Consider the following 12,044-nt stretch of genomic DNA (forward strand, 5'->3'; position numbering starts at 1 on the left):
TTATACCACCTGCCGATGTTTTTCAATATAATTTGTGATATTGGTTACCGAACTAAAATTAGTTATATCCAAATCCTCGTTACTGACCGTAATTCCAAATTTTTGTTCGATATAAGCGAGCAATTTCATAGCAAATAGAGAATTAACGAAACCCATCTGAAAAATATGATCGTCATCCGAAAATGCTGCTTCGTCTTCAAAAACCACCAGGTTACTTTCAATAAAACTTCGGATTTTTTGTTTAATATCCATTGTATTTACTCCCTTCTTTCTGTAACCGGTATTTTCACCTCAATATAAGGCGGAAACGGTTGAATTATTGTTAAATCATTTTCAAACAAAATCTGTCCTTGGCCATCATGATCAATTTCTTTGAAGTTCGCGAATCGGTAGGTGACATACATTACTTTGTTACGGTCAGTCTGCTTAAAATCAGCACGAAGTTTTTTACCTTCACGCTTTGCCTGCTGCATGATATACGTAAGCATGACGGTTCCTACTCCTCGAGACATCACTCTGCAGGACATCAATAGCAATTTTAAATGCCAATATTTCTCTTTAATCTCGATCAGGGCCAGTCCTATTTTTCCATAAGAGCCATATTTGTCCGTTAATTCGCAAACCAGCAGAATATGGTCGGGTGACTGTCTAAACCAGTTCAGCTCTTCATAGCTGTATGTGCAGCCTGTTGCATTAAGTTGATTCGTACGGATGGTCAGTTCCTCCGCCCGTTTTAAATCCTCCTCCCTTGCTTCACTGATGACGAATTGCATGCCAAGGGATTTGAGAAAAGTCTCCTTTGGGCCAGAAAACATTTCCTCCTCCTTTTTCCTTTGGATATCTTCCAAATACATATGTCGCCGGCGCACCGAATCTTCCGTAACAAACCGGGGATTCAGGCGAGGGTGATCTAATATCGTTTTGTACTCTTCAGCATCCAGACACATCACCGAAGAATGCACACTCTGCACCTCATCACGTTCGAAGGGCTGGTCATCGATAAACAAGATAGTGTCCATCCCAATGTTCAAGTTTTTGCAAATCCTTTCGATGGATGAAGATTTCGTGTTCCAATTCATTTCCGGATACAGGAAATATTCACTGATACCGAATTCACGAAGTTTGGCCATCGCATCCTCCTCATTGTTTTTACTTGAGATAGAATGCAGAATGCCCCGGGAGTCCAATTCCGCAAGAATCGTTTTAATTTGTGGCTTCAATTCGACTTTGTCCGATTCCAGCAAAACCCCGTCCCAGATCGTATGGTCCAAATCCCAAACGATACATTTGATTTCCTTGGGTTCTCCCATATAAATATTGACCTCCTTACAAAATACAATTTATTCTGCTGACGATTAAGAGCAATATAAACCGAAGCAGCCCCGCCAGCCAAACTCCATCGTCCATCATCCATTAAACAAAACATCCAATTCACCCTGACTTAAATTTACCGTATCAAAATCAGATGGTGTGAAATCGGCTTGTTCACTATTTTCACAAAAGTCGACGATCTCTGTTATTTTTCTTACAAAGGCATCTGCAAACATCTCCATCGTATCCTTATTGAACTTGGATGTACTGTACGTCACACTGATTCGCAGCTTATTACCGATCACCATGGCCACGATATCAACGAGGCATAATAGACGGTTGCCGGGGCACATATCACTTCCGGTATCCTCAGTTGCAATGCCGATCAAAGTACTCTGTAGATGGTTATCGATTTCGCCCATATAATTAAACCGGATGCTCCCTTGGCTCTGATCCTTAATATGACGGGCCAGATAAACTAGGATGCCATAATCGATACCTTTGTTAGGAATTTCTCTAAGCTTCTCTTTTACATACTTGAGGATTTCTGCAGTTCCTTTACTTGGCAGGCGGATGTTAACCGGATAGATCGATGTAAACCAACCTACAGTTCTTGATATATCAAGATCGAACAGCTCTTCCCGACCATGCCCCTCAAGTTCTATGGTCATGTTATCCCGGCCTGACCTCTCACCAATTGCCATTGCGAGTGAGGTGACTAGTAAATCGTTCGTCTGGGTACGAAACGCTTCATTAGCCTCGCCCAAAAGTTTCCTGGTTACCCCCTCTGAAAGTTCTCGCACAAGTGTAGTACAGACGGCAATACGGTCATCTTCTGAAGAAAAGTCAGGGGTCAACACATCCTCCCTGTTATGTACGACTTCTTGCCAATACGCGCTGTGTTCTAAGACCTGCTCCTGACCGTACGCATCGATCGCTTCTGACCATGCCTGTATGGAATGCGTCTTCGGAGCAAGCGAGACAATCTGTCCGCTCATAGCAGATTGCAGGAGATGATCAAAGTCTTCCAGCAGTATTCTCCAAGAAATACCATCCACAACCAAGTGGTGAGCTGTAAGCAAAAGACGTTTTCCTTTTTCCCCCATATTGAACAAAGCCGCTTTTATGGGTAACCCCTCGTTGATACGAAGGCTTGCTTTGACCATTTCCGCTTTCCTCTTCAAGATATCTGTCTGTTCACTTGGGGGACAGCCGGAAAGATCAAATTGATAAAGCTCAAGCTCTTCCTGATTAACACTCTTATATATCAGATAATCGTTTTCCATATCATACTGGAGTCTAAGGGAATCATGATGTTGAATTAAAGAATAAATCGCATTCTTTAACTCTTCGGATGTTACCTCTTTTTTTAAAGTAAGCAGAATAGACTGCGCATAATAATGGGGGTTATTCCATCCCCTTGATTTAAACCAATGTATAATGGGCAGCGGGGACACTTTACCTTCACACAGTCCCTGCTCAATTGGCCGTAATGTATTTGAGACAAGCAATGATGCGAGCTCTTCTATGGTCGGATAACTTAAAACATCTTTCACTTTTATGCCGTATCCTGCCCCATTTATTTTCGATACAATCTGGATAGCCTTGATGGAGTCTCCACCAAGCCTATAAAAATTATCGTTTCGTCCCACATTTTCAACCCGAAGCACTTCCTTGAAAATGTCCGTCAACAGTATTTCCGCAGGACTTATTTCTATTGACTTTTCTGTAACCGGCGTTTTATCTGGGAGGGGCAGCATCGCCCGATTAACTTTTCCGTTTGCCGTAAGCGGCAGCTTATCAAGGCGAATAAAGTAAGCCGGAATCATATAGGACGGCAAAACTTCTGCCAGCTGCTTCCGTAGCTTCAGAGAGGGAAGCTCTCTTTCAGCGACATAATAAGCGACAAGATAAGGTTGTTCATCATTGCCCCTGAAGTCAATAACCGCCGCCTCTCCTATCTGTTTCAATGTCAATAATTGATGTTCAATTTCTCCCAATTCAATACGGTAACCTTTTATTTTGACCTGATGATCGATCCGCCCAAGATACGTGATGCCGCCTTCATCCGACCTTATGGCAAGATCACCCGTTTTATACATTTTGTACCCCGGCATATACAGATTATCGAGAAAACGCTCCGCCGTAAGTTCAGCTCTATGCAGGTACCCACGGGCAACCCCTTCGCCAGAGATATAGATTTCTCCAACTGCTCCTGCCGGAACCGGCTCCAGCCACTTATCGAGCAAGTAAATCTGCATGTTATCAATCGCGTTACCTATTGATACAGAGGCGCCTTTGTCACTCTCAGGGTCGAACCGGTGAATCATACAGCCGACTACTGTTTCGGTCGGACCGTATTCGTTGTAAATATCAACTTCCCCTTGGAAGTTTTTGTATATTTGCCCGGCAAGCAAAGTTTTTAGATCTTCTCCTCCCACAATCAGTGTCCGGACGGAAGATTCTGTAACGTTCAAGTTTTTTATAAGTGACAGGTGAGCGGGCGTCAGCTTAATAACCGTTACTTTGTTATCTTGAAGAATTCGATTTAGAACAAACTCGCTGCCATCACTATCGTATATCTCAATTCGGTTACCGCTAATGAGCGGTGTGAAAATGGATGTGACCGTTAAGTCGAAGGCAATGGAGGAGTAAAGAGCAAAGACATCATCTAGGTCCCGGATATACGTTTTGCTGGCCCAGCAGATATAATTAACCAGTCCACGATGTTTGATCATCGTCCCTTTGGGATTTCCCGTTGATCCTGACGTGTATATAACATAAACAAGGTCTTCCGGCTTGACGGGGATGGATAGATCTTCTTTTTCCCCAATATATAATTGTTCGTCATCAAGCAGGAGAACCGAACCCTCATTGTACGGGTACCCCTCCTTCCATTCCCTGCTTGTTGTGAGAAGGAGTGCCGCAGAACTATCCCGTAGAATATACTCGATTCTTTCCTTAGGATAATCGGGGTCTATAGGCAAATACGCCCCGCCTGCTTTGATGACCGCCCATATCCCAATTACCATTTCCAATGAGTGTCGGGCCATGATAGCTATAAGCGTCTGGGAGCTTCCTATACCTCTGTGAACGAGTATCCGTGCCAGTTGATTGGCTCGCTCGTTTAATTCCCGGTATGTCAGCGATTGCGTCCCGTAAGTGACGGCAACACGATCCGGAGTTTGTTTCACTTGTTCTTCAAATAATTGTCCAATCGTTTTATGTAGTGGGTAATCACAAGATGATGAGTTTGAGGAGTAGAGCAGTTTAAACCTTTCCTCTGGAAATAACATCTGAAGGCTTGTCACCTGCTCATCTGGCTGCATGAGTATCTGATCTGCAATGTGGCAAAGACGGTGAAACATATCTTCTATCTGTGTTTCATTATAATCGGACGTCTTGTAATCGAAGTATAACTCCATTCCTCCATTCGATAACCAGTCTGTAACAATCAGCTGCAGCGGATATAGCTGATGTCCATTATGAATTTCAATCTGTTGCATCCGCCATCCGGGACCGAATTTCCGGTCAAACCTTGTATTGTAATAGTTCACGCACACTTGAAATAATTGGTCAATTCCCCTCTTCTGAAGTTGAAGATCCTGAACCAATAAATTATAAGGGTACCTTTGGTGAAAATAACATTGCATCAACTCACGGTTTACATAAAGTGCAAACGCGGAGAATGACATCTCATGCTGAATCTCGGCAAAAAGCGGCATAGTACTTGTGAACATTCCAAACATGTTTTTTTCCTTTGCACCACTCCGGTTCAAGACCGGGGTTCCTAACGTGATACGGTCTTGCTGGGTTACTTTATGGAGATATAAGAGCATTGCGGCGACAAAAAAAGTATTCAACGAAATACGGTGTTTATTCGTAAAATCACGAATTTTCTCAGACATGCTTTGATTTAAAATGAAAGTCTTGCGCCTTCCCTCCGTATTTGCGTATGAAGCATGCAGGTTCACGTCTTGAATGCCCTCGAACTTTTCCAGCCAATATTGCTTATTCTTCAAAAAACGCGAAGAGGAAAGATATTGCTGCTCCTGCCGGGTATAGTCCAAGTAAGAATGCCTAAGGTTTTGATTGACCTCTTCCCCGTTCATAAGTTGCGTATAAATCTGATTAATCTGTGTAGTCATCAACTGAAAAGACCAGCCATCCGAGATGATATGATGAACTTTGGTCAAATAGGCGCTCTCCCCTATATCCAGTTTGACCAATGCGAAATCGTAGAGGAATTCGCCGTTTAAAGAAAAAGGACGGGAAAATTCTGCATGCAGCCAAGTATCAACATCCACATAAGAATCTGCCTTCGTAAAGTCAATGCGCGGAAAAATCCGTCTTTGGTACTCGGAAACGGTCTGCTGTACATCTCCATTCCTTTCGACAAGCCGAATTCTAATTGCCTCATTTTGTTGGATGAACAAATTGATGGCTTCCTCAAGCATGTCGAAATTGGCGGGACCATAGATTTTAATTAGTCCGCCAATATTATGTATACTTGTCCCGGGGTATATATGTTCCACATACCAAATGCGTTTCTGTGCATGTGTTAACGGGTAGATCTTAGATTCGTTCAAGAATATGACCTCCTATTAGACTTCCTCTCAGCTTCCTGCATTCTACTCTTTGAGCAAATCCCGGTAAAAATGTCCGATTGATAGAGTACAGTCATGAAAAAGGTGTCCTATCGATCATCCACTCTATTAGCAACTTGACGTTTGTCAAAAATAGTTATAGCATTATTTGTAATTTATAGTTTATTATAGTGTACATTAGAATAATAAGTCAATTTACTGTTGTTTTCACAAAAGACAATATGTTAAATTTATCATTTTTTTGTATAATTATACGATTCAACGGAAATCTAAGTTATGAAATTAATTCAAACTTTTAATCCTTTTTTTATAATAGGAGAGATACTGCATGCTTTGGTATGTCCTTTTTGTTACGACAGGAAAAGAAGATGTAGTCGGGAAGTATATTTCAAATTTTTGTAACCATTTATCTCTTCAATGTTTCATACCGAAAAAAGTCGTACCGGAATGCCATAAAGGAGTGAGACGGGATGTGATTCGCGTGTTATTTCCAGGCTATATATTTATTCGGACAACTATGAGCTCCAACTTGTATTATTTGTTGAAAGAAATACCCAATTTGCATTATCTCGTAAACAGCGGAGACCGGAAAAAGGACAAAAGCTGTGGATTTTACTCCGCCATTCCCGAGGAGGAAATGGAGTGGATTCGTGATTTGACCGGAAACCGCGACACTATTGAGTACTCAGAAGTCAGTATCATTAACAAAAAGGTAAAAGTAATTTCAGGTCCACTAAAAGGAAAAGAAGCTATGATCAAAAAAGTGGACAAAAGAAAAAGAAGGGCAAAGATCGAAGTTACCCTTCTTAATAAAACGAATTTAGTAGATGTGGGCATCAATATTCTATCCGTAACCTAGTATCAATTTCAAAGTTATGAAATTGATTCACTAACGGCCTGCATTTTTTTCTGCACAAAGAGAGTGATAGAGGCCAGGTTTGAAAAGTTCTCATTTTCTATAAATAGCTCTTCATAACCGATGTCAATTCCGAATTCTGCTTCGATTTCGACCATGATTTTGATGAACTTGACCGATTGTATACCTAAATCCTCCAATCTAGTGTCATCATTTATAGTCACGTCAGGATTATCCAGATTTGAGGCAATCACGTGAGCAATTCGTTCTTTAACGTCTCGGTGCATGTTAACCTCCTCCTATTTGCCTGCATTATCAATATTGATAAAAACCTTTTCCCGTCTTTCTACCCAGTACATTAGCATCAACCATTTTTCTAAGTAAAGGGCAGCATTTGAACTTGGGATCCTGATAACTCTGGTAGAGCACATCCAGCGAGCGTACCACGGTATCCAATCCTATAAGATCAGCTGTCTCAAGCGGTCCCATCTTGTGTCCATAGCATTTCTTGAATATGTTATCCACCTGCGCGGCATCCGCTACTCCATCTTGAACCACAAAGGCGGCCTCGTTCATGAACAGATGGGATATACGGTTGCTTACAAAACCCGGATAATCTTGCACTACAATCGCTTCTTTGTTCATGTTTTTTAGCAGTTTTACCGTCTGCCCCACACAGTCTTCAGAAGTGTGATATCCTTTAATAACTTCTACTGTTCTTTTTAAATATGAGGGATTCATGAAATGAACCCCAATGACGTTTTCCGGCCTGCTTGTCGCTCCTGCAATTTTGGTTATAGAAAGACAGGACGTATTCGCTGCGTAGTAGACATCCGTATCGCAAATTTCGTCTAACTGCTTGTACACACTTTCTTTACATTCCCAGATTTCAGGAACATTCTCAATAATATTAGTGCAGTCCGAAACCTCTCCAATATTCGTTGTAAACCGGACATTCTTCATAGCCTCCTCTATGTCCACGAAAGGCAAATCCTTGTTTATCGTTCTAGCAAAGCGAAGTGTCTGTCTGATTTCTGATCTTGCCCGGGCAAGTGCATGCTCCGAAATGTCAACTAGTAAACATGGAATATGATGAAACAGAAAATCAGCGGCCACGCATGTTCCCATGGTGCCCGCTCCGATAATTCCAACCCGCTGTCCTTTGTTACTCAATATTTCTTCCTCCCTTTCTATGCCAGGTCTTTTAGGAACTGATTTCAGTTAAACCCTCAATGTATTCTACTTCCCCGGCGTTCATCTTGATGATTTTATCTGCAAGATAGAAATACCTGTCGTCGTGAGTAATGGCTATAACACATTTCCCTCTTCGCTTTAATTCGGAAAGCAGATCCTCGTAGAAAAATTTGCGAAACTCAGGATCTTGATCGGCAGCCCATTCATCAAATAGGCAGAATGGTTTATCCTCTAAGTAACTAATAAGCAGTGCAAGCCTCTTGCGCTGCCCGGTCGATAGATCAATTGTGCTGAACTTCCCGTCCACAATATCCACCTTTTCTTGCATCTGCAAAAGCTCCAAATAAGTGTTAATTTGTTCTTCCTTACCCGCGGTTTCTATACCATAGATCCGCTTGAACAAGTAAAAGTCGCTGAATACATTTGAAAAATATTCTCCGATTTCAGAATGATCCAGCTCTTGCCCGTCAAGCAATATTGTTCCGTTCTTTGCCTTATAGAGCCCTGTGAGCAATTTGGCAAAAGTTGTTTTTCCGCTTCCATTCCCTCCTGTAATGAAGGTAATCTCTCCAATGCGGAATTCATAGCTGATCGGCCCGATACGGAAGCTCTCCTCACCGTTGTCATATTCATACTCAACGTTTTCCAGTGTAAACTTCTTAGAATATTCAACAATCGTTTGACGGGGATGTGAAATCTGGTCTACCTTATGTTGGCTTGTGTTCTGAATCAGCTGATTTAGGCGGTTCCAACTGATGCGGATTTGAACAAGCTCCGGAATCACATCAAGCAATGCGTTGATGGGACCTGTCATGTACAGAAACACAAATACAAAAGTGCTTAACGTCACAGACTGAATATTGGTAAACAACACGGGAAAGACAAAAGCAATACCGCCGATTACCAGAACAAATAATAATTCACCCACGACAAATGCGTTTGTAAACTTGTAACCGGCCTTAATGTTTTTGGCCCGGAAATTTAGGTTGCTGTTATCCAGATCCGATGAAAAGTCATATCTCCTGCGGCGGCTTAAACTTAATTCCTTAAACCCTTGAACCAAATCATTTATATAACTGAAAAAGTGATTTTGAATATCCCGGCTTTGTTCCCAAAGTGTGTCAGCCGACCGCGCCATCAGGAAGTAAATAACGGACGCCAGAACGAGAATGGACACGGAAACAAGAAGCCCGCCAAAATTAACAATGCTTAAATAAACTAAACAGAACAGCACGGTTACAAGATTCGTCATCGCACTGACAGCAATACTCGGCAAATGGCTGACTAGCTCCGTATCTCCTTTCAATACGGCGTAAATTTCGCCCCTGTCTATTTTCTCAAACTTGTAGAATGGGGTGTGCAGCAGATTTTGAATGAGCTTGGACCTTTTCTCATACACCAGATTATGGGTCAATTCAATCATCTTATTCCGAATGAGCTTCTGACCGGCCACGTAAAACAGAATACCCAGACCATAATACAACAACAGTCCCAAGTTAACTTGGTCAACTTTCTTTAACGCTTCAACAACCGAGAAGATGACTATGGCATTACCAAATCCGCTGATAAAGCTTAATATAAACAAAGGAATTAACGCTTTCTCTTTCTTTTTGGGAAAAACATAAACTATAAACATATAAAACGCGAACAAAAATACAGCTCCCGCAACCGAAAATACAGCCGGCAGCAAACTGAATGGTGCCCAAACCTGCATGAAGTCCCAAGACAAACCCATAAACAGTACCTCGGGAATGCAGGTTAAGCAATAGGCAATAAAAGATAACAAAGCAATCGTGACGATCACATGCGCGATATGCTTACGTGTAAAGCTGGAAAGCGTTCTCTGGCGTTTTGCAAAGTCCATTAGAGCCATTCCCAATAGAAAAGCAAAAGTCAAACCAAGGATAACCGAAACAATAAAAATTGCCGTGGCCAAACGGTCCATATCCTGGAACATGTCCGACTCAAGCGGCTCGGGGGCTTTCCCCTGAAGAATTGCAGCTATTCCGTTTCCGATCACCTCTGTATAATCGGAATTCAAATTCGCCAAAACGGCAATTCCGATTTCTTCTCCTGGCAAAAGGACGAGTTGGGACGAGTAGTTTGGATTACTTCCCGAATGGGAAAGCATGCCGCTCCCCAGTTGATACACCGACCATCCCGCTGCGTAAGACGAGCCGTCCTCGGCGGGTGGAACCGTCCGATCCGGAGAATGAGATTGGCCAATGAGACGATTTATTCCTCCATCCCCACTTCCAAGCTGGATCTGCAGCCATTTACTCATGTCGTTAGCGTTAGTAATGAAATATCCCGCCGGTGTATCCCCGCGATACATCGGAGCGTTATAAGTCAAGGATTGCATAAATCCATGCTTGTATCCATCAGCCATGTCCCTTCCGGCGGTTTCTTGCCTGAACAAGAAGGTTTCTTTTAATCCGAGCGTATCCAATACGTGAGTGCGGACGTAAGTTTCAAATGATGAACCTGTCACTTCTTCAATAACCAGGCCTAATACGTCATAGTTTATAGTTGCATATTGAAACTGTTCTCCAGGATAGAAATCAAGCTCACGATTCACCAGATTTTTTACCGTACGTTGTAAACTGTCATCCCCGTCACCCTGAGGAATATCTTTGATCGTTTCAAACGGAATCCCGCTTGTATGGTGAAGCAATTGTTCCAATGTAATGTCAACATCACCGTCAATTTTTTCGCCTTGATGCTCTCCCTTGAAATGCATCTTGAACCAGGGCAAATAGGCCGAAACCGGATCGCTCAAGCGGATGATGCCCTGGTCTTGTAATTGAAGAACGGCCAGACCGGTGAATGCTTTACTGGTGGAACCCAATTCAAACAGCGTTCTTCCTGTCACGGGCCGCTTATTGTTCAGACCGGCGTATCCGAACCCTTTCTGATACAACGTACTATCTTTTCCGCTGATCACGACAGACAAGCCAGGGATACCTGCTTTGTCCATCTGCTCTTCAATCCACCGTTCCATCTTATCTAACGGAAGTTGACTTTTCGAAATTTGAGCGTTGGCCGGAGCTGTACTAAATGTGAACAACACTAGCAAACACAAGAAAATAACCTTTTTTATCATTCTCATCATGTTCATATCAGCTCCCTCAGGCCGCAAAGCTTTCTTTCAAGGAAGCGAATGCCTGCTCATCTGCCTCCGCCGCCTCCTTCATAAGCCGCCAAGCGGATTCATTTGGTTCTTTTCCGGTCATCATCGCTTTCAAATACACATTTCGGATCAACAAGGCCTTATGTACATAATTTTCCAGATAATCAAGAGTTTTTCCTCCATGTCCCATCCATTCCAAAAAGCGTTTGATCAGATAGCGGGAACCGGCAAGAAATGACCACGTATCACTATGATAGTCGCAGGCTTTCATGAAACTTCCATACAATTCATTCCAGTCAATGGTATTGTTCCAAAAACGTTCGTAGGCATCTGTATGATTATTGGACCTTCTAATATCTTCTAGGAACGCCTGCCATAAATGCTCGCGATCAAAGATAAGCGGCTTATCCTTCTGGTATTCGAGAAATTGGATATACCGGTTCTCATCTGCCATATCTTCCATAGAATCGCGAACTTTATGTGCATCCACCCAACCGATATATTCCGGAAACAAATCATGAATATGGAACTGAAAGTTTTCGTAGTTATGTTTGACTTTATTTACGTATAAGGAGTGAAGCGTATTCGGTTCCAACGTACCCTCATGCACCGCATAATCCAGATTTTCCCGATAAACCCAAAGCAGTGCAGATTGTGATTCCTTCATCTCAAGCAGGGACGCCAGTACTTCCTCGGGCTGACCGTAATAGGTCGTTTGGATATCAAGAGGGACCCAGGACAAATCGTCCGTGAGCCCCTTGCTGTCATAAGTCCATATCGTTTCGCCTACAGTAGCCACATGTTCCATGACATCTTTAATATCTTCATGCACGTTATAACATAAGCTTTCGGTGGGGAAACCATGCCTTTTTAATTCCATCAGATAATTTATTTTCCGACACTCAAAATACCAGGCTTCGCATTGGAATTGCTTGTCCATCGTATC

Annotated in this window: 8 protein-coding genes; 1 reads left to right on the top strand and 7 read right to left on the bottom strand. The window is 42.4% G+C overall.

The annotated features are described in order from the left end of the window. The 3 genes from BXP28_RS05455 to BXP28_RS05465 form a co-directional block, all read right to left on the bottom strand. A complete protein-coding gene (locus tag BXP28_RS05455) occupies positions 1–252 on the bottom strand; it encodes an acyl carrier protein (protein WP_024094060.1) in 252 nt (83 codons plus the stop codon). Positions 253–257: 5 nt separating this feature from the next. Further along, positions 258–1,310: an HAD-IIIC family phosphatase gene (locus tag BXP28_RS05460; RefSeq protein WP_023485315.1), complete on the bottom strand. Its 1,053-nt coding sequence runs from the start codon at positions 1,308–1,310 to the stop codon at positions 258–260. Between the two features lie 96 nt (positions 1,311–1,406). Further along, on the bottom strand, positions 1,407–5,900 hold the full coding sequence (locus tag BXP28_RS05465) for a non-ribosomal peptide synthetase (protein WP_023485314.1): 4,494 nt from the start codon (positions 5,898–5,900) through the stop codon (positions 1,407–1,409). A gap of 346 nt (positions 5,901–6,246) precedes the next feature. Here BXP28_RS05465 and loaP point away from each other — a divergent pair, with 346 nt between their 5' ends. Further along, positions 6,247–6,777 (top strand): antiterminator LoaP, encoded by a 531-nt coding sequence (gene loaP, locus BXP28_RS05470; RefSeq protein ID WP_023485313.1) that lies wholly within the window; start codon positions 6,247–6,249, stop codon positions 6,775–6,777. Positions 6,778–6,791: 14 nt separating this feature from the next. Here the strand turns inward: loaP and BXP28_RS05475 are convergent, their stop codons facing one another. From BXP28_RS05475 to BXP28_RS05490, 4 genes are all read right to left on the bottom strand, one after another. Next, on the bottom strand, positions 6,792–7,061 hold the full coding sequence (locus BXP28_RS05475; protein WP_024094058.1) for an acyl carrier protein: 270 nt from the start codon (positions 7,059–7,061) through the stop codon (positions 6,792–6,794). Positions 7,062–7,089: 28 nt separating this feature from the next. Then, the gene (locus BXP28_RS05480) at positions 7,090–7,902 is read right to left on the bottom strand and encodes a 3-hydroxyacyl-CoA dehydrogenase family protein (RefSeq protein ID WP_023485312.1); all 813 of its coding nucleotides are present in this window, start codon (positions 7,900–7,902) and stop codon (positions 7,090–7,092) included. A 76-nt stretch (positions 7,903–7,978) separates the two neighbouring features. Further along, positions 7,979–11,080, bottom strand: coding sequence for a cyclic peptide export ABC transporter (locus BXP28_RS05485; RefSeq protein WP_036654268.1), 3,102 nt, complete (start codon positions 11,078–11,080; stop codon positions 7,979–7,981). A gap of 16 nt (positions 11,081–11,096) precedes the next feature. Next, positions 11,097–12,038 carry a hypothetical protein gene (locus BXP28_RS05490; RefSeq protein WP_036654271.1) on the bottom strand — a complete coding sequence of 314 codons (942 nt, stop codon included), beginning with the start codon at positions 12,036–12,038 and terminating at the stop codon, positions 11,097–11,099. Positions 12,039–12,044: the final 6 nt, after the last annotated feature.

The organism is Paenibacillus larvae subsp. larvae, from assembly GCF_002003265.1.
GTDB classification, from domain to species: Bacteria; Bacillota; Bacilli; order Paenibacillales; family NBRC-103111; genus Paenibacillus_H; species Paenibacillus_H larvae.